This window comes from Arthrobacter sp. ISL-28 (assembly GCF_018613875.1).
In the GTDB taxonomy this organism is placed as follows: Bacteria; Actinomycetota; Actinomycetes; order Actinomycetales; family Micrococcaceae; genus Arthrobacter.
The window spans coordinates 115985-141140 of the sequence record NZ_JAGGPJ010000010.1 but is presented as its reverse complement, the minus strand read 5'-3'; the positions used below and the strand labels follow the sequence as shown (position 1 = coordinate 141140).

General features: G+C 63.1%; 24 protein-coding genes. 3 read left to right on the top strand and 21 right to left on the bottom strand.

Annotation, left to right across the window (positions count from 1 at the left end):
* Positions 1-14: 14 nt before the first annotated feature.
* From J7E80_RS08610 to J7E80_RS08560, 12 genes are all read right to left on the bottom strand, one after another.
* Positions 15-1370 carry an MFS transporter gene (locus J7E80_RS08610; RefSeq protein WP_215051048.1) on the bottom strand — a complete coding sequence of 452 codons (1356 nt, stop codon included), beginning with the start codon at positions 1368-1370 and terminating at the stop codon, positions 15-17.
* An 88-nt stretch (positions 1371-1458) separates the two neighbouring features.
* Complete coding sequence (locus J7E80_RS24240; RefSeq protein WP_285291832.1) at positions 1459-1593, bottom strand: hypothetical protein; 135 nt, start codon at positions 1591-1593, stop codon at positions 1459-1461.
* Between the two features lie 11 nt (positions 1594-1604).
* On the bottom strand, positions 1605-2372 hold the full coding sequence (locus J7E80_RS08605; RefSeq protein ID WP_215051047.1) for an SDR family NAD(P)-dependent oxidoreductase: 768 nt from the start codon (positions 2370-2372) through the stop codon (positions 1605-1607).
* A 100-nt stretch (positions 2373-2472) separates the two neighbouring features.
* A complete protein-coding gene (locus J7E80_RS08600) occupies positions 2473-3441 on the bottom strand; it encodes a 3-hydroxyacyl-CoA dehydrogenase family protein (RefSeq protein WP_215051046.1) in 969 nt (322 codons plus the stop codon).
* A gap of 2 nt (positions 3442-3443) precedes the next feature.
* Positions 3444-3926, bottom strand: a complete 483-nt coding sequence (locus J7E80_RS08595) for a ribose-5-phosphate isomerase (RefSeq protein WP_215051045.1) — start codon at positions 3924-3926, stop codon at positions 3444-3446.
* Positions 3919-5697 (bottom strand): dihydroxyacetone kinase subunit DhaL, encoded by a 1779-nt coding sequence (gene dhaL / locus J7E80_RS08590; protein ID WP_215051044.1) that lies wholly within the window; start codon positions 5695-5697, stop codon positions 3919-3921. The genes J7E80_RS08595 and dhaL overlap by 8 nt, the downstream gene beginning before the upstream one ends.
* A 152-nt stretch (positions 5698-5849) precedes the next feature.
* The gene (locus tag J7E80_RS08585) at positions 5850-6854 is read right to left on the bottom strand and encodes a sugar phosphate isomerase/epimerase (protein ID WP_215051043.1); all 1005 of its coding nucleotides are present in this window, start codon (positions 6852-6854) and stop codon (positions 5850-5852) included.
* Between the two features lie 226 nt (positions 6855-7080).
* Positions 7081-7815, bottom strand: coding sequence for a GntR family transcriptional regulator (locus J7E80_RS08580; RefSeq protein WP_215051042.1), 735 nt, complete (start codon positions 7813-7815; stop codon positions 7081-7083).
* 133 nt (positions 7816-7948) lie between these two features.
* Positions 7949-9022 carry an alkene reductase gene (locus J7E80_RS08575; protein ID WP_215051041.1) on the bottom strand — a complete coding sequence of 358 codons (1074 nt, stop codon included), beginning with the start codon at positions 9020-9022 and terminating at the stop codon, positions 7949-7951.
* Between the two features lie 147 nt (positions 9023-9169).
* Positions 9170-9817, bottom strand: coding sequence for a DUF6318 family protein (locus J7E80_RS23755; protein WP_251036637.1), 648 nt, complete (start codon positions 9815-9817; stop codon positions 9170-9172).
* A 5-nt stretch (positions 9818-9822) separates the two neighbouring features.
* Complete coding sequence (locus J7E80_RS23750; protein ID WP_251036636.1) at positions 9823-10707, bottom strand: hypothetical protein; 885 nt, start codon at positions 10705-10707, stop codon at positions 9823-9825.
* Positions 10708-10743: 36 nt separating this feature from the next.
* Positions 10744-11412, bottom strand: a complete 669-nt coding sequence (locus tag J7E80_RS08560; protein ID WP_215051039.1) for a DUF6318 family protein — start codon at positions 11410-11412, stop codon at positions 10744-10746.
* A gap of 410 nt (positions 11413-11822) precedes the next feature.
* Between J7E80_RS08560 and bioB the strand changes: the two genes are divergently transcribed.
* The gene (gene bioB / locus J7E80_RS08555) at positions 11823-12848 is read left to right on the top strand and encodes a biotin synthase BioB (protein WP_215051038.1); all 1026 of its coding nucleotides are present in this window, start codon (positions 11823-11825) and stop codon (positions 12846-12848) included.
* 452 nt (positions 12849-13300) lie between these two features.
* Here the strand turns inward: bioB and J7E80_RS08550 are convergent, their stop codons facing one another.
* Positions 13301-13864 (bottom strand): hypothetical protein, encoded by a 564-nt coding sequence (locus J7E80_RS08550; protein WP_215051037.1) that lies wholly within the window; start codon positions 13862-13864, stop codon positions 13301-13303.
* 337 nt (positions 13865-14201) lie between these two features.
* On the opposite strand from J7E80_RS08550, the gene J7E80_RS08545 reads away from it, so the two are divergent.
* Together J7E80_RS08545 and J7E80_RS08540 are read left to right on the top strand one after the other, a co-directional pair.
* Positions 14202-14636 (top strand): pyridoxamine 5'-phosphate oxidase family protein, encoded by a 435-nt coding sequence (locus J7E80_RS08545; RefSeq protein WP_215051036.1) that lies wholly within the window; start codon positions 14202-14204, stop codon positions 14634-14636.
* A gap of 28 nt (positions 14637-14664) precedes the next feature.
* Positions 14665-15090: a very short patch repair endonuclease gene (locus tag J7E80_RS08540; RefSeq protein ID WP_215051035.1), complete on the top strand. Its 426-nt coding sequence runs from the start codon at positions 14665-14667 to the stop codon at positions 15088-15090.
* 41 nt (positions 15091-15131) lie between these two features.
* Here J7E80_RS08540 and J7E80_RS08535 read toward each other — a convergent pair whose 3' ends face one another.
* The 8 genes from J7E80_RS08535 to J7E80_RS08500 all read right to left on the bottom strand — a co-directional run bounded on the left by J7E80_RS08535 (position 15132) and on the right by J7E80_RS08500 (position 25004).
* Positions 15132-15887: a response regulator transcription factor gene (locus J7E80_RS08535; protein ID WP_215051034.1), complete on the bottom strand. Its 756-nt coding sequence runs from the start codon at positions 15885-15887 to the stop codon at positions 15132-15134.
* 97 nt (positions 15888-15984) lie between these two features.
* Positions 15985-16554 (bottom strand): TetR/AcrR family transcriptional regulator, encoded by a 570-nt coding sequence (locus J7E80_RS08530; RefSeq protein WP_215051071.1) that lies wholly within the window; start codon positions 16552-16554, stop codon positions 15985-15987.
* A 288-nt stretch (positions 16555-16842) separates the two neighbouring features.
* Entirely contained in the window at positions 16843-18045 is a 1203-nt protein-coding gene (locus J7E80_RS08525; RefSeq protein WP_215051070.1) for an McrC family protein, read from the bottom strand.
* Between the two features lie 130 nt (positions 18046-18175).
* On the bottom strand, positions 18176-20407 hold the full coding sequence (locus J7E80_RS08520; protein ID WP_215051033.1) for an McrB family protein: 2232 nt from the start codon (positions 20405-20407) through the stop codon (positions 18176-18178).
* 54 nt (positions 20408-20461) lie between these two features.
* The gene (locus J7E80_RS08515) at positions 20462-20704 is read right to left on the bottom strand and encodes a PLDc N-terminal domain-containing protein (RefSeq protein ID WP_215051032.1); all 243 of its coding nucleotides are present in this window, start codon (positions 20702-20704) and stop codon (positions 20462-20464) included.
* A 24-nt stretch (positions 20705-20728) separates the two neighbouring features.
* The gene (locus tag J7E80_RS08510) at positions 20729-21148 is read right to left on the bottom strand and encodes a thioesterase family protein (protein ID WP_215051031.1); all 420 of its coding nucleotides are present in this window, start codon (positions 21146-21148) and stop codon (positions 20729-20731) included.
* 53 nt (positions 21149-21201) lie between these two features.
* Entirely contained in the window at positions 21202-23274 is a 2073-nt protein-coding gene (locus tag J7E80_RS08505) for an ABC transporter ATP-binding protein (RefSeq protein WP_215051030.1), read from the bottom strand.
* Entirely contained in the window at positions 23271-25004 is a 1734-nt protein-coding gene (locus J7E80_RS08500) for an ABC transporter ATP-binding protein (protein ID WP_215051069.1), read from the bottom strand. The genes J7E80_RS08505 and J7E80_RS08500 overlap by 4 nt, the downstream gene beginning before the upstream one ends.
* Positions 25005-25156 lie beyond the last annotated feature (152 nt).

Genomic DNA, 25156 nt, shown 5'->3' with positions numbered 1-25156 from the left:
TGTGTCTTCCTGAGTTACTTCTCGAGAAGGTCGTCGGCCTTGTTCTTGAATTTACGCGTGCCGTACAACATGGCAGCAGCCAGAAACGGCATGACACCGAGCGCGTAGACGCCCATGGTGCCGGTGTCGGACGCGGTGATCTGGTTGACCGAGGTACGCAGGATCGGCGCCACGAAGCCGCCCAGGTTGCCCAGCGAGTTGATCAGGCCAATGCCGGCGGCGGCCGCGGTTCCGGTGAGGAACGCCGTCGGGTAGGACCAGGCGATGGGCCCGATGGAGAGGAAGCTGCAGACCGCGAGACTGATGCACAGGATGCCCAGAGCCGGAACGTGGTTGGCGCCTGCCCACGCCGAACCGAAGATGCAGAGACCGGTGGAGATGAAGAGCCCGGTGCCCCAAGTCCGGCGGCGGATGACAGTATTGGCGGCCTTACCGATGAAGTAGCAGGCAAAGATGCCGAAGAACCACGGGATTGCGGCCAGCAGACCGACGGCGAGACCCACCTTCTGGCCGGTCAGCTGCGCCACCTGCTGGGGGAGGTAGAACGTCACACCGTAGACAGCGATTTGCAGGCAGAAGTAGATGACGGTGAAGTACCAGACGCGGCCGTTGCGCATGGCAGCCAGTACGCCACGAGGTCCGGATTCTTCCTTGACGTTGTCCTCGAGGGCCATGACGTCGAGGAGAGCTTTCTTTTCGTCCTGGTTGAGGAACTTCGCATCCTGGGGGCTGTTGATCAGGAAGAAGTACGCGGCAATGCCGGCGACGACGGCGAGCATGCCTTCGACGAAGAACATGACCTGCCAGCCCTGGACGCCGGGCACCTGGTCGCCGATGTTGATCAGCCAGCCGGACAGCGGGGCACCCATCATCTGGGAGAAGGGCTGCGCCAGGTAGAAGATGGCGAACATCTTCACACGGACCTTGTTGGGGAACCACGCGGCGAGGAACATGATCACGCCGGGGAAAAGCCCGGCTTCGGTGACGCCGAGCAGGAACCGCAGGATGATGAACGAGGCTTCGCCCTGGACGAAGGCGAAGCAGGCAGACACGATGCCCCAGGTGATGGCGATGCGGGCCAGCCACACCTTGGCGCCGAACTTGGTCAGCAGCAGGTTCGACGGGATCTCAAACAGGGCGTAGCCAATGAAAAAGATGCCGGCACCGAGGGCGTAGGCGCCGGCGGTGATGCCCTTGTCCACCTCGAGGGCGGCCTCGGCGAACCCCACGTTGGTGCGGTCCAGGAAGGCCACCACGTAGAGGATCACCAGCATCGGCATCAGCCGGAAGGAGGCCTTGGAGATGGCCGACTTCAGCACCGGGGAGTCCAGCAACTCCCTGGTGGCGGATGTAGTTGTTGTGACAGTCATTCAAACTCCTCGTTGAGCAAGTAATAGAAAATCAGTGGGCAAAGCAGCGGCGACCTGAGACCGGCGGCCGCTTTCAATCAGATGATGCCTAGAGCGAGAACGCGATGAGCAGGACGCCGACCAAGGAGGCGAGGACGCCCACCGCGAGGTAGATCTTGCGCTCCTTGGTCCACGAGCGCTGTATTGCTTGGCTGCGTTGTGCGGAGCGGCTATTTTGGGCCATGGTGGTCCTTCCTAGTGCATGTAGAGTCCGCCGTCGACATTCAGCGTCTGGCCGGAGATGTACCCGGCGTCCTCGCTGATGAGGAAGGCGATGGCTGCTGCGATGTCGCGGGTGGTTCCGACGCGGTTGACCACGAGGTCCTTGGTGAGTTCGTCCTTGCGTTCCTGGCTGAGGGTGCCGCCCATGATGTCGGTGTCGATGGGGCCCGGGGAGATGGCGTTGACCGTGATGTCGTACTCCCCCAGTTCGCGGGCAGTCGAGCGGGTCAGGCCGATAACGCCGGCCTTGGCCACGGAGTAGGGCGTCTTGGAGAAGGTGCCGCCGCCGCGCTGGGCGGAGACGGAGGAGATGTTCACGATGCGCCCGATCCGGTTCTTGACCATGGATTCCGCGACGCGCTGCGTGGCGTAGTGGACACCGTTGAGGTTGATGCTCAGGACGCGGTCCCATTCGGCGGCGTCGAGCCCAAGGTACGGGACAGGCGAGCTGACACCGGCCACGTTGGCCAGGGCCACGATCTGCGGCAGCTCCGCCTCGATCGAATCGATCGCCGCGCGAACGGACGCCTCGTCTCCCACGTTGGCACCCACCCCGTGGGCCTTCACACCGTACTTGCCGGCGATCTCCTTGGCAGTTGCCCGGCACAAAGCGTCATCAAGGTCAATGATGCCGATGTTCCAGCCCTGCTCCGCGAGGTAATTGGCGGTGGCCCGGCCGATGCCGCGCTCCGAGACTGCACCGGTGACGATCACAGTGCGTTCTGACGGGAAAGTGCTCATGGAGGAACTCCTCAGTGTTGAACTTTTTGGGCGCGGCGCAGCGGGACCGTGCCCGTGAGGGGGCCGGGTCCCTGCGGGGTGGAGACTAGCGGGGCGGAGACTAGTTAATCGGGGCCGGGCCGAGCTCTTCGATAAGCTTCTGCATGGCCACGTATGCCTTGTTGCGGTAGGCGATCAGCTCCGGCGTGCGCTGGGCGGGGACGTTGAGGAAGCCCGCGCCCGTCTTGGTGCCGAGCTTCCCGGCTTCCACGAGGTCGGTGAGGATTTTCGGGGTGGCGAAGCGCTCCGGGAAGTCGGTCTGCAGGGACTTGTAGCAGAAGTTGTACACGTCCAGACCGGCCATGTCGGCAATGGCGAAGGGTCCAAAGAACGGCAGGCGGAAGCCGAACGTGGTGCGGACCAGGGTGTCCACGTCTTCGGCCGTCGCGATGCCCTGCTCCACCAACTGCGCAGCTTCATGGAACAGTGCGTACTGCAGGCGGTTCAGCACGAAGCCGGTGACGTCCTTGACCACGGCGGTCTGCTTGTTGGCTGCGTGCACGAGGTCACGGACGGCGCCCACGGTCTCAGCGGACGTTCCGGCGTGAGGGATGATCTCCACGCCCGGAATGAACGGCGATGGGTTGGAGAAATGCACCCCCAAGAAGCGCTCCGGGTTGGTGACCGGCTGGGACAGGTCCGCGATGGAAATTGTGGAGGTGTTCGAACCGATGATGGCATCCGGACGGGCGGCGGAGCTGATGCGGGCCAGCGTCTCGTGCTTGATGGCGATGACCTCGGGCACTGCCTCCTCGATGAAGTCGGCGTCGGCCACGGCTTCCTCGATGTCCTTCGCGGCCCAGAGGTTCTGCTTCAGGATTTCGGTGGAGCCTTCGGGGAACAGGCCGTCGGCCACGAACTGGTCGGACTCGGCGAGCAGCCGCTCGTAGTTCTTCTGTGCAACCTCAGCGGACACGTCGGCCAGGGCAACGCGTGCCCCTCCGAGCGCCAGGACCTGGGCAATGCCGCCGCCCATGTACCCGGACCCGACGACGGCGATCTTGCGTGAGCTGTTGGGGATTTCGGTCATGGTCAGTCAACCTTCATGTAGTCGGGTTCGTAGGAGCAGATGGCGTCCACCTTGGCGGCGGAGGATGAGTTCTCATCGAAGCGGTGGTCAAGCCACTCGCCCACGAGTTTCTTGGCGAGCTCGAGCCCGATCACGCGCTGGCCCATGGTGAGGACCTGGGCGTTGTTGCTCAGGACCGAGCGTTCCACGGAGTAGCTGTCGTGGGCAGTGACGGCACGGATGCCGGGGACCTTGTTGGCTGCGATGGCAACGCCGAGGCCGGTTCCGCAGATCAGGAGCGCGCGGTCTGCTTCGCCTTCGGCCACCTTGCGGGCGGCAGCGACGGCAAGGTGGGGGTATGCCGTGGAGTCATCGGCGGCGACGCCGATATCGACAACGGAGGCGACGCGGCTGTCCGCTTCAAGCAGTGCCTTCAGCGCTTCCTTATATTCGACGCCAGCTTCATCATTGCCGATGACGATGCGCCAGCCTTCGGTATTAGTCATTCTGTGCTCCAGTTCCGGCCGCTGTGGCCATGTCGGACATGGCCAAGTCACGTTTGGCCGGTTCAGATTCGATGTATGTGGCGATTCGTTCGGTGATCAGTCCAAAGGAGACTGCACCGGGATCGGGGTGGCCGAGGCTCTTTTCAGCCAGTGGGCGGGCGCGGCCCTTGAGCGGGCGGAGGTCCGCCGTCCGCCGTGCGGCGTCGGTAGCTGCGGATGCGGCGGCGGTGAGGGCGCCGCCCACGGAGGCACCGCCGTCGGACGCTTTACGGAAGGCATCCCGGAAAGGCAGGAGGGCGTCCACCATGGTCTTGTCCCCCGGTTCGGCCTTGCCGAGTTCGGTGATCGCGTTGGTGAACGCGGTCACGGCGGCTGCGGCGTCCTCGGCCTGGTAGGAATCGCGGTTGCCGAGGGCGAGGCCGGCGGCGATCACCGCGGAGCCCCACAGCGCACCGGAGGTTCCGCCGGCGCGCTCACTCCAGGCTTCCCCTGCCGCGGTGAGCACGCGTTCAACAGACGCTCCGGCCGCTGCATTCTGCTCACCGGCGGCGGCAGCTGCGTCCACGCCGCGGCGCATGCCGATGCCGTGGTCGCCGTCGCCCGCGATGGCGTCCAGGTTGCCCAGTTCCTCTTCATGCTCGACGACGACGTCCCGGACCTGCGCGAGCACGGCGGCGGCCAGCCTGCCCAGGTCAGCGGACGCCGCGGTGACATTCTCCGATTCCGCAGCGACGGCGTCGACTGCCTCCGCCAGCGTGCGGCGCGCCCGCGGTGCCTGATTGCCCTTGCGGTATGCCGGGGTGTCGGCCGGTGCTGCCCAGTACTGCTCGACCTCATCGTCCAGCCACAGGAGCGTGAGGGAGAGCCCGGACATGTCCAGGCTGGTGACCAGCTCGCCGCATTCGGGCGCCACAACGGTAAGGCCGGCAGACTTCAGCAGTTTCTCGACCTTGCCGAAGAGGAGGAAGAGTTCGTCGTATTTGACGGTGCCGAGGCCATTGACGATGGCCACGACGCGGTCTCCGGCGTCCTCCGGCTTGTCCGCGAGGAGCCTGGAAACGAGTAGTTCCGCGAGCTCCGATGCCGTGGGCATGGGGTGTTCGGAGATGCCCGGCTCACCGTGGATGCCGAGGCCCAGTGACATCTGGCCGGCAGGCACGGAGAAGAGTGGTTCGCTGGCACCCGGGAGGGTGCAGCCGTCGAAGGCCACGCCCAGGGAGCGGGTGCGGTAGTTGGTCTTGATGGCCAGCCGCTCCACTTCATCCAGGTTCAGCCCGGCCTCGGCGGCGGCGCCGGCGACCTTGAAGACCGTGAGATCGCCGGCGATGCCGCGGCGCTTCTCGATCTGGTCCAGCGGGGCGCTGGCGATGTCGTCCGTGACCAGCACGGTGCGGGTTTCGATGCCCTCCGCGTTGAGCCGTAGCTGTGCCTGGCCGAAGTGCAGGACGTCGCCGGCGTAGTTGCCGTAGCTGAGGAGCACGCCGCCGCCCGCGTTCGCGGCCTTGGCCACACGGTAGACCTGGCCTGCCGCCGGCGAGGCGAACATGTTGCCGCAAGCCGAACCGGCCGCAAGGCCCGGCCCTACGAGCCCGGCAAACGCAGGGTAATGCCCGGAGCCGCCGCCGATCACGAGCGCCACTTGGCCTGCGGTCATCTCGGTTGAGCGGACGACGCCGCCGTCCACGCGGGCAACGTACCCCCGGTTGGCAGCCACAAAGCCGTCCAGCGCCTCATCCGCGAAATCAGCGGGATTGTCGAAGATCTGGGTCATGGTTCCTCATTGAATCCGAGTTGGGTTGATCAGTTCTGGTGGGGTCCGGCGGAGGGTTTCGCGCCGGAGAGCCGGGGAAGGCAGCCGTCGGAGCGCCGCCTAACGGCCGCCGTCGGACTTTCGGTTCCGGTGGAACCTGATGTCCGGAGACGTCAGGAAGTGGCGAATTCGACGGCGACGGGCTGCTGCCGTCCTTGGGCCACCTGGCTCTTGCCGAGCGCGTAGCCGTCGTTCTTGGGCAGGACGTGGCGGCGGAGGTATTCCTGGTTCCGGGCCGTCACGGAGAGTCCGTCGCCGCCGTAGTGCTCGGTGCAGATGATGCCCTGGTAGCCGGCTGCGAGCGCCACTTTGAATGCTTCGCGGTAGTTAATGAGCCCACTTTCCATCGGGGACGGCATAGCCACGTACATGTCGCGGGCCACGTCCTCATCGCGGATGTAGTTCTTCATGTGCCAGTAGTTGGAGTACGGCATAGTCTTGGCCACCAGTTCCCGCCAGTCCTCGATGGGGCGGTGCAGGCGGATAAGGTTTCCGATGTCCGGGTTCAGGCCGACGTTGGACAGTCCAATCTCCTGGACCAGTTGCACTGACGAGTCCGCGGTGCCGAGGTAGGTGTCCTCGTACATTTCCAGGGAGAGCAGGATGCCGACCTCTGCCGCGTGGCGGCCCAGTTCGCGCAGACGGGTGACGGCGTTGTCCCAGGCTTCCCTGTCCCCCACCGGATCCTTGTAGCCTTCAACGGTCCAAAACCAGAGCTGCTTCTGCTGCTCGGGAGTGATCGCCTGGTGCAGGCCGAAGGAGACGACTTCGCAGCCCAGTTCAGCGGCGGCGTCGATGGTGCGGTGGCTGTACTCGAGGTTGGCTTCCCAGTTGCCTTCCTCGATCACGCTGCGGCGGATAGCGGAGATGACGGGGATGCCGATGCCGACGTTGTCAGCCGTCTGCTTGAACTCGGCGAGGCGTTCCTTGCTGAGGTCACCGGGGCGGACCCAGCTGTCAGTGAGGTCGGCATTGGCGAAGCCTGCTTCTTTGACCTCGGTGAGGACCTCGGCCCAGGCCGAGGCGTCGGCGTCGTTGATGTGGGTTCCGTGGGCGTCTGTGCCGGGGAACTGCAGCAGGGCTGCGGTGATGGGCCAGTTCTCGGCTGTGTAAGCCACGTTGTGCACTCCTTCGTGAATCCTGTTTCCTATAGGATCTACTATCTGCGAAGAGCTTGTCAAGAATCACATAGTCCATCCGGGGATTAATCAAAGATCCTATAGGGGACGTGGCGGCTTGTGAAGACAGTCACTTTTTGGGACGGCAGCCCAAAGTAGGTGGCAGCAGATACGGTTCTGACGATTGAAAACGACGCCTGCTGCGACCTACTTTGCTGTGCGCGGGCTAGTCAGCAGGGGCGTCGGCGATGGCCCTTGCCCGGACCTTCTGAACGTGGTCAGCCATGGCAGCTTCGGCCTTTTCGGGGTCACCGGTTGAAAATGCGTCCAGGACCGACTGATGTTCGGCAATGGCATATTCGGCGTCGGTAATGCCCACACCCCCGAAAAGCCGGAAGCGCTGGACCTGCCCGCCGAGGGCTGCGTAAGCGGCAGCCATGAACTGGTTCCCGGTCTGTTGCGCGATGAGCTGATGGAAGCGCTCGTCGGCTTCCAGGTAGTCCTTGTACTCAGCGAACGACGGGCCGCGCGGTGCCGATTTGAGGTCGCTGACCGCCTGTTCGAGTTCTGCGAGCCGTTCGGGGGTAAGCCGGGCGCAGGCCAAACGCGCATTAACGGGTTCGATCACAAGCCGCGCCTCCATGAGCTCGGCGAAGTCCTCCCGTGTAAAGACGGGGGCAACGCGATACCCCTTCAACGCCACTCTCCGGACCATGCCGGTATGCTCCAGCCGGGCAAGCGCCTCGCGGACAGGAGTAGGTGAAACATCGAGTTCGCGGGCGGTTCCATCGATGCTGATGGCCGCACCCGGTTCCAGTCGCCCGTCCATCAGGGAGGCAAGGAGTTCCTCGTACACGTGGTCGGCAAGAACCTGACGGTTGACCGTCCGGCTCCCTCGGCGGTCGCCGGTCTGATCGTCGGGCCGGCTGCCGGCGCGGGTGCCGTTGGACGCTTTTTGCATGATCAAATCCTATAGGGATGCCCCGGCGGCTCACGTCGTTGTCTGCCGCCGTAGATGAGCAACGGCTTCCAAACAGAAGAACCGCCCGGGCGTCCGGGCGGTCCTTCTGATGGGGTATTTGTTGACGGGCAGACTAGGCGGGCTGGTACTCCGGGTAGTCGGTGTAGCCCTTTGCTCCTTCGCCGTAGAACGTGGCCTGGTCGGGCTCGTTCAGCGGCAGCCCTTCGCGCCAGCGGCGGGCGAGGTCGGGATTGGCGATGGCCGGCCGGCCAACGACCACTGCGTCGGCGTGCCCGTCGGTGATCAAGGAAATTGCGTCCTCGCGGCTGGTGATCGCACCGAAGCCCGTATTGACGAGGAAGGTGCCGTTGAAGCGGGCGCGCAGGTCCTGGACCAGTTCACCTGAGGGGTCGTCATGGAGGATGCTCAGGTAGGCCAGGTTCAGCGGAGCGATCGAGTTCACGAGTACTTCGTAGGTGGCCCGGACGTCCGCGGCGTCGGTCTCTTCGATGCCCTGGACGTTGTGCTGCGGCGAGATGCGGATGCTCACCCGGTTCGCTCCCAATGCTTCCACGACGGCGTTGACGGCCTCGATGACAAAGCGGGCCCGGTTTTCGGGAGAGCCGCCGTAGCTGTCGGTGCGGACGTTCGTGTTCGGTGCCAGGAATTCGTGTAGTAGGTAACCGTTGGCGGAGTGCAGCTCAACGCCGTCGAATCCTGCTTCAATCGCATTGCGTGATGCTGTGACGAATTCCTGAATGACTACGGGAAGTTCGTCGGTCGAAAGCTCGCGCGGCACGGGGTAAGGCTGCTTGCCCGAGTAGGTGCGGGTCTCGCCGTCGATGGCTACCGGGCTGGGGCCGACGATCTGGTGGCCGCCAGTGATGTCCTCGTGGGAGACGCGGCCGCCGTGCATGATCTGGGCGAACATCCGGCCGCCCTCGGCGTGGACTGCATCGGTGACCGTCTTCCATCCGGCAATCTGTTCCGGCGTGATGAGTCCAGGCTGCCCCGGGTAGGAGCGGCCGGCGGGGCTGGGGTAGGTGCCCTCGCTCACTATCAGTCCCAAGGAGGCACGTTGCCGGTAGTGCTCCACCACAAGAGGGCCCGGAATGCCTTCCTTGCCGGTCCGGACGCGGGTCAGGGGCGCCATCACCAGGCGGTTGGGAAGTTCTAGCTCGCCGAGGCTCAAGGGGGAAAACAGCATGCGCGGTTCCTTTCAGAATGCATTGGGTTCACCCGATCCAACTGCCACGCGTGTGCAAGTATTCCGGGTGTGGTGAGGGTCACGGGTCGCGTCGGCAATCTGTCCAGCATCTGCACCCCACGGCATATTTTTGAATCTGATCGTTCCTCAACGAAGCGGATGCATATCCGAAATGCTCCACTTTCCGTGAGCATATGTCGCCAACACCACAGCAGCGGTGTTGCTTCCTGGGGCAGGACTTCGACCCACAGATTTATCAGCCCTGTAATAGGTGGTCTCTTCCTGAATGACTTGAACGACGACCTGCTGTCTAGAAGCACCAATCTTGAAATTTGACTGCACTGAAGGAGTCGACAGATGGCCACCGGCTAGCCATCCACCTTTTTGATAACCCGCGGCAATGCTCTTCTTGAGAGCGCTGCAGAAAACGCAGGACGGAGATGTTTGCTTTGACGAGGCAGCAACGTCGCCAGTTTCAAACCCGTAGCTTAACAATGAAAACCAATACTTCGTGTACTCCTCCAAGCCCTCCTTAGTGTTCCTATCGGTCAGTTCGGCCCTAATCGGAAGTGGCACGTTTTGCGCCCGCCCGTTGACATCTCCGGCCTTGTGCTCAGGCCTCGGTCGAGGGGTAGCAGCGGCGCTGGAGATGGCTGGGGCAGGCTGCGATCTCGTCGGCCCGGCAGTCTCTCCACTTTTAAGATTCTGCCCACCACTGCAGCCTCCGAGGAACACCGCGATAACAGCGATAGTCGAAAGGCTTGCCAGCCAATAGGCAGGGAATCGATGATTCATGACTGTTACCGGTCTTTTGTCGCGGTCGAGCCGGGGCAGCCTTGTCCACGCGGGTTGGTGATGCAGTCGTCAGCATAATTCCGAGTCACCGACCTCCACACGCTCACTGTTTGGGGCGTTGAACTGAACTGCCCCTCGTTGGGGATGGGGAGGGCGGGGCCGCCATTTACTGAGTAGGTTCCCTGGAAGTAAGTGGTCAGAACGACATTGAAGTCGCCCGTTTCTGCATAAGCATGACTCGTGCGCGTCTTCTCGCCCCAGCGATCCTGTGGCAACGGCCCGCCCATCGTGGTCGTGGGGCCGAGCGAACTCCCGTCACCATAGTCCCAGCGGTATTGGACTGGCTTGGCGATAATCGCGACTTTTTGCCCGAGCATGTTCACGTTGAAAGACTGCTCAGAAGCTTCGGCGTAGAAGTTGGTCTCCGCACCTCTCAGCGTGTGGGGACTGGGCTGGATTCCCGAAGTGCCAGCGTTCACAGGCAGTTGCTCAAACTGTCGCTGAATCTGCGCGGCGATCCTGCCGAGAACGTCGCTCGGATCCTCAGTGTAGACACAGCGATCTGGGCGGAGCGCGGTCCACACTGGGGGTTGAAATTCTTTTAACGAGGAATACCAGCGGACCGGGCGCCCATCCTTTCCTTCGGTGCACTTGACAGCTCCGGCAAGGCAGGCGATGTCAAAGTTGTTCTCTTCGTCGTCTAGACAGAGATACTCAAGCTTGTAAACGTTCGGGTCTTCCGGGACCGCTTGGGGCATATCCACCCAGCCGCCAGTATTAGGGTCATATCGCCAAACGCCTATCCCATCGGCTGTCCACGACAGGTCAGAGTCTCCTTCGCTCGCGTGAGCTATATGTGGCGGCGTCACGAATGTGAGTGCGGCAAGCATCGCACTGATGATGATGGTTGTCCGGGCAGACACGAATCAGCCACCGAGTCGGTCTACATTGAGGGCGTGCCATTTACCACTGGCATGTTTTGCGATCATGAGGTCAGCTAGCATTCCCGAGTCAGTAACAATCTGGCCCACTGAACCATCGGCGTTACGGAGAACGCCTGCCCCTTGCTGGGACTGAATGGCGACCTGGAATTGCCCTGGCAGCGTTTCAACGAATTTCGACTGAGCCGCATGCACCTTAATTGCAGCGCCCTCTACCCACTTGCCTTTTGAATTCCACTTCACCACCCCTGGAAAGATCTTGCTGCACATAGCACATGAAGCATCCGTCACAGACTTGACCGGGGCGAGGTTACCAGTTTCAAAAGCGTAATTCAGGAGCGAGTACCAATACTTGGCGAACGCCTCCAGCCCCTCCTTGGAATTCTTATCCGCTAACGCTGGCTTTACCGGCACCGGCACATTCTGAGCCCTGCCTTTTGCATCGGCAGGCCTATAGACAGGCGTCGGCTTCGGCGTTGGCGAGGCGCTCGGCGAGACGCTCGCAGATTGAGAGGCCGTTGATGTGGTTCCAGAGCTCGGATTACCCTGCGGATTTTCGCCGTTGCCACAACCGCTGAGAGCCAGGACCGAAACGGCGAGGAAGGAAATAGCGGACAGGCGCATGCGCCCGGAAATGGGTGTACGAGAAGTCATGCGCAGCTAATCCCCCCGGATAGGTTTCGAGACCGTCTGTGTCCCAACAATGGTCTAAGGGTAGCCGAGGCTACACTTTCAGGCTCAGAGTTATCCACAGCTTGCGAACCCTCTGGTTCTACCACCTGCTGCCCTTCGCTGAAAGTCAAAGACACCAAACCCAGCAACTTGAGTGCGATCGGCGCTGGCAAAAGCAGCTCCCCGTCTCGCCGGTAGCAAAGCGGGGCTAAGAATCGGCAACCGGGTCAACTAGCGCAATCGAGCCCACGTCAGGATGGTTCGAAGATGCAAGGACGGGCAGCCGCCATTAAAGCGTTCGCCCCGGGCTTTGTAGGCATCCGACAAAATCGCCCCGCTGCCGTCGAACTAGCGTCGGAAGGGACCAGCCACTCAAGCCCTAAGGACAATCGATGACGATTCAGGCAGACCCTCCTGTTACCAGCTACGCCATCCTCGAGATCGCCCGGAAACAAGTCCTCGAGGACGGCGTGGGGCTGACCGAAAGTCAACTGGTGGAGGTCCTCAAGCTTCCGGATGAAGCACTTCCGGCCGCCCTTCAGCTGGCACATGAAGTCCGGCTCCGGCACTGCGGCGAGGACGTCGAGGTGGAAGGCATCATCTCGATCAAGACCGGCGGCTGCCCTGAAGACTGCCACTTCTGTAGCCAGTCCGGCCTATTCGACTCCCCCGTCCGGGGCGTGTGGCTCGACATTCCCGAGTTGGTCAAGGCTGCAAAAGAAACAGCCGCCACCGGCGCCACCGAATTCTGCATCGTCGCGGCCGTCCGCGGTCCCGACATCAAACTGATGAACCAGATCAAGTTCGCGATCGACCGCATCAACGAAGCTGTCGACATCAACATCGCCTGCTCACTCGGCATGCTCACCCAGCGGCAGGTCGACCAATTGGCGGAATGGGGCGTTCACCGCTACAACCACAACCTTGAAACGGCCCGCAGTTATTTCAGTGAAGTGGTGACGACGCACAGTTACGAAGAACGTCTCGAGACCTGCAACATGGTCAAGGACGCAGGGATGGAACTGTGCTGCGGCGCCCTTATCGGCATGGGTGAATCATTGGAACAGCGGGCAGAACTTGCCGCCCAGCTCGCCGCCTTGGAACCACACGAAGTGCCGCTCAACTTCCTCAACCCCCGTCCCGGAACGCCTTTGGAAAACCAGGAGATCATGGACGGAAAGGACGCCCTTCGCGCCATCGCCGCCTTCCGGCTCGCCATGCCGCGCACCGTCCTCCGCTATGCCGGCGGGCGCGAACTGACACTTGGCGACCTGGGAACGCGCGAGGGGCTGATGGGCGGGATCAACGCGATTATCGTCGGAAACTACCTCACCACCCTGGGCCGCCCCGCTACTGCCGACCTCAACCTGTTGGTCGAGCTGAACATGCCCATCAAGGAACTTCAGAAGTCGCTGTGAACGCGGTTTTCACGGATGGGCGAAACGGAATTTCGGCGAGCCCGGGTGCCGGCGGCGAAGTCGCTGCAGTCGACGCCTTCTGCGGACACTGCGGTGAGTCGCGCGAGCCTATTCATACAGGCGACCGTATTCCTCCAACGGACGACGGCGGCTCATCCCACGGCGCTGCGCCAACCGGCGGCGGTGCCGCCCTTAAGGCCCACCGCCGTTGTCAAGGATTCCTGGCAATGGAACCACCGCGGTACTGCAGCCAGTGCCGTCGACGCCTCAAGGTGCAGGTCACGCCGCTGGGATGGACTGCGCAATGTTCCCGCCACGGATTCACCTCGGGCTAAAGGGTTCAGGATGTGGGAGCACCGCCCGACAGCGGTGCTCCCACCCACCTTGCTCCTACCCGATAGGCTTCAACCTACCGCGACCCCCTCGGGCCGCGCGGCCCGAGGGCAGTCGGCCTATTTGGATTCGGAACCGAAGCCCGAACCGCTGCAGGATGCCATGGCACCCTGCCCCGACCCGGTGTTCTTGGCGATAGACTTGCCGTCGAACAGAATCTCGCAGCTGACGGCGGCGCTGGCGTTCGCAAAGTCGCCCGTGACCACCAAGGACAGCAGGTCGGAGTTCTTGACTGTCACTGCCTTCTTCCAGTTGGCCGCAATGTCCTCCGTGGACGTCCCGCTGTCTGACCAGTAGTTCACAGCGGCCTTGCCTTTGGTTGTCACCACGTATTCCACGGTGTGCTCGGAATTAAGGGTCTGGTCCGCCGAGCTCACGGCAGCACCTACGACCGCGAGCCAAATCGCTGCAATCACGATGCTGAGAATACCCAGCACCAGGCCTGCCACCGCTGCACCCTTCTTGCTGAACTTCCGTGTGACTCCGACGATGCCGAAGAGAACCGCCAGCGGGCCGAGGACAAATGCGACCATCCCCATAACGGGGATGAAGGAGAAGACCACGGCAACGATGCCGAGAACCAGCGCCGTGATGCCGAACGCGTTGCCGCGGACAGGCGGCATGGAATCGTGCTGTGACAAAGGAAACGCGGCTGAACCGGACGCGGAATGAACCGGCGCGGAGCCCTGCGGATTGAATGTAGACATGTTTACCCCATAAGTAATGGCCACGCTGACGCCTGGCGAATGCAGTGCCGGTCCCTGATGCCCCCAATAGACACGCAGGGCCCCTTGCCTGCGGTTTGAGCGCCCGGAGAGGCAGCCGCAGGAACGAGGTGAACCGACAGGAACAGACTAGGAACGGGGTCTGACAATTTAAGGTATGGAAGATCTGCTGGCCTGCTGGGAAAATTGCGGCGAACCCCTATCGTTTTTCTACGCTGCGTAGAACAATGGAGCCATGATGTTCAACCACGCCGACGGCGACCCCATCCTTATCCTCGACGACGAACAGTGCTGGCAGCTCCTGGAGGGCACGAAGCATGGCCGACTGGTCGTCACCGTGACTGGGGAGCCGGACATTTTCCCGGTCAACTATGTGACTAGCCGCAGAAAGCTCTACTTCCGCACCGCTCCGGGCAACAAGCTGGCCGAGCTGACCATCAATGACAAGGTCCTCTTCGAAACGGATGGCATCCTTTCAGACCAGGCGTGGTCCGTGGTCCTCCGCGGTACTGCCCGTGTACTGAACCAGTCCGATGAAATTGCCGAAGCAGAAACTCTGGGACTCACATCATGGGTCCCCACCCTCAAGGACTTCTACGTCGAGATCGATCCCGGTTCCGTCAGCGGGCGGCACTTCTTGTTCGGCGACCAGCTCGAACGCGACGTATAGCAATCAGCCGGCCGCCTAGACTTGAATCATGGCGGACCGGCTGACACCTGAGCACCGCAGCTGGAACATGTCCCGGATCAGGGGCAAGAACACCAAACCCGAGCTGCTGGTGCGCAGCCTCCTGCACGCCAAGGGCTACCGTTACCGCCTGCACGGCGTCTCAGGCGGCACTAAACTGCCGGGAAATCCGGACCTGGTCTTCGCGGGCCGGCGGAAAGTCATTTTCATCAACGGCTGTTTCTGGCACTTTCACGACTGCAGGGTCGGCCAGCATGCGCCCAAGGCCAACGCCGAATTCTGGGAAACCAAGAGAACCAGGACGAGGAACCGCGACGCCGACCAGCGCCGGCAGCTCGAAAGCGCAGGTTGGGAAGTGCTCACCGTGTGGGAATGCGAACTAAGGGATCGACCGGCCCTGGAGGAACATCTAGAGCAGTTCCTCGCCGCCGATTGAATCGGCCTCAACCTGCAGGGAAGGCCAGCATTCCCGCCGGCTCACCTCTGTTCGGGAGCCAACCTGTAGCCGACGCCGCGGACGGTCTGGAGCCAGCGCGGATTCTGGGCGGAATCGCCGAGTTTCTTGCGGAGGTTGCCCATGTGCACTTCGACGGACCGCTCGTCTGCCTCGCTGATGTAACTTCCGACATCGTACGGTTCGTCCCGCAGCCGGCGTACCAGGTCCGCTTTGGTTCGGACCATGCGGCCCGCCTCCAGCAGGGCATACAGCAGATCGAACTCCGTGCGCGTCAGGCTTAGTTCGTTGCCGTCGACAGCCACAGTCCGGGAGTCATAGCTCAGATCCAGTCCGTTGTGTCGGTAGCTCTTTGCATTGTTGGCTGCACCTGAAGGTGCAGCCGCACCGTTGGCGAGTTCCGCCGTCGAACGCGGACGGCGCATCATGGCGGCAACGCGTGCGCGCAGTTCCCTGGGCCGGAAAGGCTTGGTGAGATAGTCATCAGCCCCGGATTCCAGGCCGATGAGAGTATCCAGCTCCTCTGCCCGGGCGGTGAGCATCACGATGTAGGCGTCGGAAAACTGGCGGATCTGCCGCGCCACCTCAAAGCCGTCAATGTCGGGGAGGCCGAGGTCCAGCGTGATGACTGCCGGATCCGAATTCTTTGCCGCGAGGACGCCCTCGGCTCCGGTACTGGTGGCGATGACGTCAAACCCTGCCTGCGTCAATACAACCCGTACCAGTTCGCGGATATCGTGGTCGTCCTCAATGACCAATCCCACGCGTGCATCACCCATCGCAGCCCCCTCAGCCCGCTACATCCAGTCTGAAGTATAGCCCCCAACCGCTATCCTGCCTCCATACAGCTGGTCTGCTGCACGTCGCTGACCAGCACTAATGCCTATGGTGCTCGATCAGCCATCCGGCAAGCTGGCGCGCCCGCCGGGCCGCCTCAACATCGCCCTCTGCGGCGGAAATGATGGAGCCCTTCATCAGGATGTGCCAGGACCGGGAGAAATCCTCGGTTCGCTCCAGACCGGCTTCATCCGCGAGTTGCTTTACGTGTCCGCGGATTTTTGCAAGATAGTCGATGCTGGCCCGCCCCAGCGGATGGGTGGAGCCCATCTCCAGAAGGACGTTGATGAAGGAGCATGCCTCGAAGTCGGTGCGCCGGAACCAATCGGCGAATACGTCGAAAATGGCCAGAAGCTGCTCTTCCGGAGTGTCCGCCCGGCGTCGCGCTTCGCCAACAATTGCATTGACGGTCCACACGCGGTCGCGCTGTTCCAGGAAGGCCAGCACTACCTCATCCTTCGAGGCGAAGTGGCGGTAGAAAGTGGCTTTCGCGACGCCCGAACGGGTGATGAGTTCGTTGATGCCCACATCCCGGATGCCTCGGCGTGCGAAGAGATCATAGGCCGCATTCACGATCCGTTCCCGGATCGCTGCTGGGCCCTTTGGCATACCGAAGGTGGGGCGAAGTTCTTCCGGGCTAATCCCGCTGGCGCCCTCTTCGGGGGCCAGAACGTTGGGGTCACCGGGCGATGCCTCGGCCTGCCGGCTTGTCTGAAGCCCGCCGGATGGAAAGATCCCGGCGCTCGATAAAGCGGATCTGGATGATTCTTCCATTTGCTAACATCCTAACCCAACAACGAGACAGACTTGTCTGTCTCGAGAAAATGTTTTGCAGGCTGTTCTATCCGATGGCCGCAGCACCTTGACCTGGAATTGGCAGAGCGTCGAGCGCCTCTGTCAGTCCGTGCGGCGCGTCCTCGCCTGACGCACCACTTCTCCCCAGGACTGCTCGGCGAGATCCGCCACGGCGGCCAGAATTTCCGACGGCGGTCGCGAAAGATCCAGCGGAAACTCCACGATGTCGATGTCCGTGTTGAGGATCCGCCTCAGCTTCATTTCTCCGGCGCCGGCGTAGATCAGCCACGCCGTGGGCACCTGCAGTGCTGTGCAATAGGCCAGCATCTGGAAATGGTCGGCCGAGAGCGAGGCCCCGCGGTCTGAGCGGGCCCGGTATTGCGCGTCGTAGACCACCACGGGCCGTCCGCCCAGCAGGTGCACGGCGTCGGGCCGAACCGTCAGCCGGTCCGAGTCCCGGACGGCCTCATTGAGCAGGACATTGTATTGCAGCCTCGTTTCACCAGGGAAGGCTGCCATGGCCCGGCGGAGGGCGGTGCCTACGAAGTCTTCAAAGACCAGGTTCATGTCCACCACGAACGAGGCCGTCTGCTGTTTTCCCTCTCCTGCCTCGGCCGAGGCATTGCGCAGGATCGCTTCTGACAGCCTGAGCACCGAGTGATACCGGGCATTCATCCGGCTGGCCCGCCACGGCGGCAGTGGAGCACCAGCCTGCAGGCGCGTGGCGGCGTCGAGCTTTCCCTTAAGCTGCCGCAGGCGGCTGAGGACATCGGGCCGCACACCCGGGACGCGCGCCATGCGCTCGAGTGCGGCACGCAGGATCCGGTTTTCCGCAATGTCTTCGGTGAACTCGTCATAGGACACCTCCAGGGGCACCAGCATGCCGGGCCGGCGCGAGATCTGGTCGGAGATGCGAATGCGGCCCTTGACCGTCCGGAGGGATTCGTCCACGGTGAGGTAGCCCTGGAGCACGCCGCGCTGCAGGGCACGTTCGGCGAGCTGGGCGAGCGACGCTGCCAGCGCACTCCACAGCTCGGTGTCGTCCACTGCGGCCACGGGATCGTCGCGGAACCCCTGGTCGCCGGCATAGCTCAGCAGGAACAGCAGCCGGCTCAGCCCCAGCCGGCCCTTCGGCCGCACGTCGAGCTGCACCAGCGGGGTCCGCACGGAACCCACCTTGCCGACCGGCTCGATCCGGTACAGGCCCATGCCCATGGGTGAGGCCTTCGCCAGTCCGCTGGAATTCAGGAAGGCAGCGCTGGCGGTATCCAGTTTGTCCACCACCCCGCCTGACAGCTCATCCAGCACGATGTGCCGGATATCGGACGCTGGACTTCCGGGCCTGGCGCCTAAAGCCGGGCCTGCTGCGGCGCCAGCTGCCGCGCCCACGCGGCTGTGGCCGGAGTCCGCGCTGCTGATGCTCGGGCCGGCCGCATTAGCGAGTCGCAAGGCGTCCCATCAGCTGCTCCAGCCCGAAGCGTTCCTCCAGCTGCGCACGGTTCAACTGCCCGTGGTAGTGCTCCTCGAGCAGGGGCATGAGCTCGTATTTCCAGATCCGGCGCAGCCCCGCAGGAGTCTGGGCAGCCCTTTTCATGAAGTAGGACGGGCCGATCATGAGGTCCCGGTCCCACTCATCAATGGCGTCGTTGAGGGCATCCAGCAGCAGTGCCGGAGTGGTGTCCAGCTGCCTGGCCTGCAGGAACCGCAGCAGGGACCCCTTCACCGGTTCGGTCTTCGGGTGCAGCTCGATGAAGGCGAAGCGGCGGCGGATGGCGGCATCCATCATGGCGATGGAGCGGTCCGCCGTGTTCATGGTGCCGATGATGTACAGGTTGTCCGGCAACGTGAACGGCTCGTTGGGGCTGTACTGCAGATAGATCCGGTCGTCGCGGTACTCCAGCAGGAAGTACAGCTCCCCGAACACCTTGGCCAGGTTGGCGCGGTTCATCTCATCGATGATCAGGAAGTACGGCTTCGACTCATTGCCGGGCTTGGCTGCCTCCTCGGCCAGCCGCCGCAGCGGGCCGGCCACGAGCTTGAAGGACACCTGGCCCTCGTCCGTTTTGTCCGGCCGGTAGCCCTCGAAGAAGTCCTCATAGGCGTACGACGGGTGGAACTGCACCAGCTTCACCCGTTCGTCGGTGCTGTCCTGCGCGAGCTCGGCCGCCAGGTGCTTGGCGAGATACGTCTTGCCGGTTCCGGGCGGACCATACAGCACCAGCTGCCGGTTCTCCTCCAGCAGCTCGGCGATCTCCTGCAGCGGCTCCAGATCCATGTGCAGCGAGTCCGCGAATTCGCGCGTCAGCGGCTGGAACCCCTCCTGGACGGGGACGACGACGGCGGCAGGTTCCGCACCGCCGTCGGGCTCTGTTTCCGCTTCAGCAGGCACCAGCGCCTGCAGCGCCTGTACCACGCGGGTCACGTCGACGACGATGCCCGGAGTGGCGAGCTGGCGCTGGACGTGCCGCGGAAGGTCGGTCACGAGGTGGGCTTCATCGAACCAGCGCACTTTGCGGCGCATCCGGCGGTTGTCCGCGTTGTGGTCCGGCTCCCCCAAGACGACGCCGATCCGCACGGCCCCGGAGTTGTGGCAGAGGGCAAGGTCCCCCGGCTTCATAACGGTCAGGAAGGCGAAAACCGCCGTCTTCGTGTCCTCCCGCTCGACGTATCCGAGGTGCTTGTAATCCTCGTCGACGGCATGCTGGACGAGCCCGGCCGTGACGCCGGCGTCGAGCAGGCGGAGGTGTTCGACGTCGAGCGTCACCTTTTCCTCCTCCTGCCAGGCCGCGAGGAGCTCGGCGTTGTCGTGGTGTGTGCGCAGCAGCCAGGCGCGGCGGCCGGGGTCCCCCACCTTGCGCCACTGGCTCACGAGCTGGCGGGAGTACCAGTCAATGCGTGTGCCGGCCTGCTCGTCGAGGTGCAGGCGGATGCGGCGGATGTCCGCGGTGATTTCTTCGTCGCTGTCGCCTTTGGCGCCGCCCACCAATGATGCGAAGGCATCCCTGATTTCCCGGCGTTCAACGTCCGCCACGACGGGCTCGAAGAAACTGGGCCAGGCAAGGTATTCGATGCTGCGCCGGATGGCGGGCTGGTCGTCGGGTGTCCCGGCGGCGAGCAGGTGGAAGGCCAGCGGGTCCTTCAGCGCCTTGTTGATGGCGGCTGTGGACTGCTGGTCAACGTGCTGCACAAACCTGCACAGCCACTTCAAGTGGTCCCAGATGGTCCAGTTGAACTCCGCGGTCCGGTCCCTGATGACGCCGTGATCCGTCATCCCCTTGTACAGCTCGGTGGGGAGCTCCAGCGGCGGCTCCAGCCAGGACGCCGCCTCCGCCACGCGGGCCCGCTTGACCTTGAGGGACTTTACCTCGTGCGCCAGCGGCAGTGACTGCAGGAACAGCAGCTCCACGGCCAGCTGTTTCGCTGCCCGGGAAGCGTCCGCGAGGTTGTGCCGCAGGTTGGTCATCATGGGCGCCTTGCTGTCAGCCGCCCCGCGCTCCAGACGTTCCAGCAATTCCGCCGCTGCATCGGCCGTCCACGTCTGGGTGCGACTGTCAAGGGCCGACGGCTTGCCTTGGAGACCCGCCCCGAGCACAAACCACGCGGCGTCTTCGATCTCTTTGGAGATGCCGAGGGCACGGTGCATTGCAGGCTTTGGCGCGGGGGTCATGCTTCCAAATTTACAGGCTAAAGCTGGAGGCCAGCACCACGCCCTTCACAAATGCTACTTAGCGGTAGGCCGGGGCAGCCGCTTCCGGCCAAACGCAAAGTAGCTGCTTGGGCCAATGAAATTGACTAGCGTGACCATCCGCCAGAGCGTCTTTGAACCGCGGATCTGCTCGGCTGGACGGCGGGAAATATCGCGCTGGGCGGCCACAAGGAATGCCAGCTGCGCGGCACCCACAATCACCGTTCCAAACTTGGCGGCCGGCGGGAGTTCCTTCCAGGACTTCTTCTTCTTTTTCACTGCGGCTCCTCGTTGTGGAAAGGGCTAGTGTTCGGTGAAGGGCTCCAGCCGTTCCTTCTGCTCAGGCGTCAGCCTCAGGACCCTCCCGGTGGCTTCATCGACGAAAGCGAGGTGGCTCGCGGCCTTCACACAATCCTCGCGAGTAACGGGATCCTGCACAAGGTAGTGGATGTCGAAACTGGCTCCCTTGACCGTGCCAATCCACAGCTGGACCACGGCGGGAACATTGCGGTACTCCAAGGTCCGCACATACCGGATGCGGTGATCCACCACGAGGGCCATGGTGCCCTCCGCAACGTCATTGAACAGGGAGACGTGCGGTTCCACTCCGGGCAGTCCGGCGCCGCGCGGCGGACCGAATGCCGCGATGCGCGCTTCCTCCAGCATGCGGACAATCTGGACGTTGTTAATGTGACCGTAGGCGTCCATATCGCCCCAGCGCATCGGCACGAGCACCTCGATGCGCCGGGAATCGACGGTGCCGGCCCCGCGCGCGGTCAGCTGTGCACCGCCGTCGAGTCGTCCACCGAGGCTTCCTCGACATCCGCACCCGCGAACTGGGACATGTACAGCCGGTAGTAGGCACCTTCCTCGGCCAGGAGGGCCCGGTGATTGCCTTGCTCCACGATCTTTCCGTTCTCCATGACCAGAATGGTATCGGCGTCGCGGACGGTGGAGAGACGGTGGGCGATCACGAAGCTGGTCCGGTCCGTCCGCAGCGCGGCCATCGCCTTCTGGACCAGGAGTTCGGTGCGGGTATCCACCGAGCTCGTTGCCTCGTCCAGGATCAGCAGCGACGGGTTGGCCACGAACGCCCGGGCAATGGTAATCAGCTGCTTCTCACCCGCGCTGACATTGTTTCCTTCCTCGTCGATGACCGTGTCATAGCCGTCCGGAAGCGCACGCACGAAGCGGTCCACGAACGTGGCCCTGGCCGCTGCCATGACCTGTTCCTCGGTGGCGTCCAGCTTTCCGTACCTGATGTTGTCGTAAATGGAACCGCCGAACAACCAGGCATCCTGCAGCACCATGCCCACCTTGGAGCGGAGTTCGGCCCGGCTCAGCTGCGTGACGTCGACCCCGTCCAGCGTGATGGAACCGGAGTTGAGCTCGTAGAACCGCATCACAAGGTTCACCAGGGTGGTCTTGCCGGCGCCCGTGGGCCCGACGATGGCCACAGTGTGTCCAGGTTCGGCCGTGAAGGACAGGTTCTCGATCAGCGGCTTGTCCTCGGTGTAGCTAAAGCTGACGTCGCGGAACTCCACGTGGCCGTCCGTCTTGGCCGGGAGGTGCCGGGTGGCCGTCTCGGCGTCCTGCTCGTCCGCGTCCAGGAACTCGAACACGCGCTCCGCCGACGCCACCCCGGACTGCAGCATGTTGGCCATGCCCGCCATCTGGCCCAGCGGCTGCGTGAACTCACGTGAGTACTGGATGAACGCGGTCGCGTCACCCAGGCTCATGCCGCCGGATGCCACCCGCAGTCCGCCCACAACGGCGATGCCCACGTAGCTGAGGTAGGAGACGAACTGCATGACCGGGAAGATGATGCCGGAGACGAACTGCGCGCCGAAGCTGGCCTTGTAGAGGGCGTTATTGCGTTCCTCGAAACGCTCCAGCATGTCGGCGTCGCGGCCGAAGACCCGCACCAGGTCGTGACCGGAGAAGGACTCCTCGATCTGGCCGTTCAGCTCGCCGGTGTTCTTCCACTGGGCGGCGAACAGTTTCTGGCTGCGCGCGCCGATTATTCCGGCCGCAATCCCGGACAGCGGCAGTGCGATGAGTGCGATCAGGGCCAGCTGCCACGAGACGATGAACATCATGATGACAATGCCGAGGACGGTCAGGACCGAACTGATGAGCTGCGCGAACGCTTGCTGCAGCGCCTGCTGGACGTTGTCGACGTCGTTGGTCACACGGGAGAGGACGTCGCCGCGCTGGCGGGTATCGAAGTAGTTCAGCGGCAGCCGGTTGAGCTTCTTTTCGGTGTCGTCGCGCAGCTGGCGGATGACCTTCATGACGATGCGGTTCAGCACATAACCCTGCAGCCACAGGAAGATGTTGGCCACGAAGTACATGAGCAGCACCGCGGAAATCAGGACGGCCAGTTTCTGGAAGTCGATGCCCGTGCCGGGAATCAGCTCCATCTTGGAGATCATGTCCGCGAAGTTGTTCTGGCCCTCCGCCCGCAGGCCGTCGACGAACTGCTCCTTGCTGACGCCCGCCGGGAGCTGTTTGCCCACCACTCCGCCGAAAATGACGTCCATGGCCTGGCCGAGCACCTTGGGAGCGATGACGTTGAGGACCACCGACACGATGACCATGGCCACCACAATGTAGATGCCCACCGCCTCGGGCTTGAGCAGGCCCAGGAGTCTCTTGGCGGAGGGCCAGAAGTGCTCTGGTTTCTTGGCCGGCATCGCGCCGAACATGCCGCCGTCGGCCTCGGTGGGTTTGTACTCCTCCTCGACGAAGTCGTCGTCGTCCAGGAGTGCAGAGTCCGTGGCTGTTTCCTCTGGAAGTACGTCTTCCGGAGCAGTGCGATCGCGAACGGCCTTCTTGTCGGCGCTCATGCCACTTCCTCCACGCTCAGCTGGGACTCGACGATTTCCTGGTATGTGGGTGACGTTTCCAGCAGTTCCTCGTGCGTTCCGCGGTCCACGATGCGGCCGTTGTCCAGCACCAGGATCTGGTCCGCCTCGGTGATGGTGGAAATCCGCTGCGCCACGATGATCACCGTGGCATCTGCTGTGGTCCGCTTCAACGCGGCACGCAGCCTCGCATCGGTCGCCACGTCCAGGGCCGAGAAGGAATCGTCGAAGAGGTACACCTTGGGCTTCGTCACCAGGGCCCTCGCGATGCACAGGCGCTGCCGCTGTCCGCCTGAGACGTTGGTGCCGCCCTGGGCGATCCGGGAAGCGAGTACGTTCTTCTTTTCCCGCACAAAGCCGTCACCCTGGGCCACCTGGAGCGCATCCCAGAGTTCCTCGTCGGTCGCCTCGGTTTTGCCGAAGCGCAGGTTGTGCTCGATGGTTCCGGAGAACAGATACGGGCGCTGGGGCACGAGCGCCACGCGCTTGGTGATCTCGGCACGGTCCAGCTTGCTGACGGACACGCCGTCGAGCAGCACCTCCCCGTCAGCCACATCGTAGAGGCGGGGCAGAAGTGACAGGAGCGAGGTCTTGCCCGCGCCGGTGGAGCCGATGATTGCCACAGTCTCCCCCGGCCGTGCGGTGAAACTGACGTTGCTGAGAACGGGGGCTTCCGCGCCCGGATACGCGAACGTGACGTTGCGGTATTCCACCACGCCTTCCAGCTTCGCGGGTGTCTGCGGACTCTCCGGATCATGGATGGAGGGTTCGACGTCGAGCACCTCGCCGATGCGGTCCGCGCAGACGGAGGCCCGGGGAATCATCATGGCCATGAACGTGCCCATCATGACTGCCATGAGGATCTGGAGCAGGTACTGCAGGAATGCCGTCAGGGCGCCAACCTGCATGTCCCCCGAGTCGACTCGCTGGCCGCCGAACCACAGCACGGCTGCGGTGGACAGGTGCAGGATCATGCCGATCGCCGGGAACATCAGGACGAACAGGGCACCGATCTTGAGGGAAACGTCCGTGAGTTCCTTGTTGGCCTGGCCGAAACGTTCGGTCTCGTACGGCTCACGGACGAAGGCCCGGACCACCCGGATGCCGATGATCTGCTCGCGGAGAACCTCGTTGATGCGGTCGATCTTCTTCTGCATGGAGCGGAAGAGCGGCATCAGGCGAACCACGATATAGCCGACGACCGCGATGAGAACCGGCACCGAAACCCAGACCAGCCAGGAGAGGTTGATGTCCTCCCGCAGCGCCATGATGATGCCGCCGATGCACATGATGGGGGTGGAAATCATGAAGTTCAGGCCCATCAGCACCAGCATCTGCACCTGCTGGACGTCGTTGGTGCCGCGGGTGATCAGGGTGGGTGCGCCGAACGTATTAACGTCCTTGGCCGAGAAGCTCGTCACCTTCCGGAAAACACCCCGGCGCAGGTCGCGTCCCATCGCCATTGCAGTCTTGGAGCCGAAGTACACGCCGGCGATCGCGGCGCCCACCTGGAGGAAGGCCACCAGGAGCATCACCGCGCCGGTACGCCAAATGAAGTCCGTGTCGCCGCGGGACACGCCTTCGTCGATAATCTGCGCGTTGAGGCTGGGCAAGTAGAGGGCGGCGATGGTGGATGCCAGTTGAAAGACAATGACGGCCAGAATGTACGGCATATAGGGCTTGGAGTAGCGCCGTATGAGGGTGGCGAGCATGCTCACGGGTCCTTAGCGAGAGAGCGCGAATTGGTTAGGAGAAGTATTAGCAGCCGGGGCTGACATCCTCAGCCTTCCTACTGTACGAAATCCGTTGCCTGAGCGAAACATCGCCGGAGAAGATCATCCCTGCGGAGTACACCCGCCAGCCC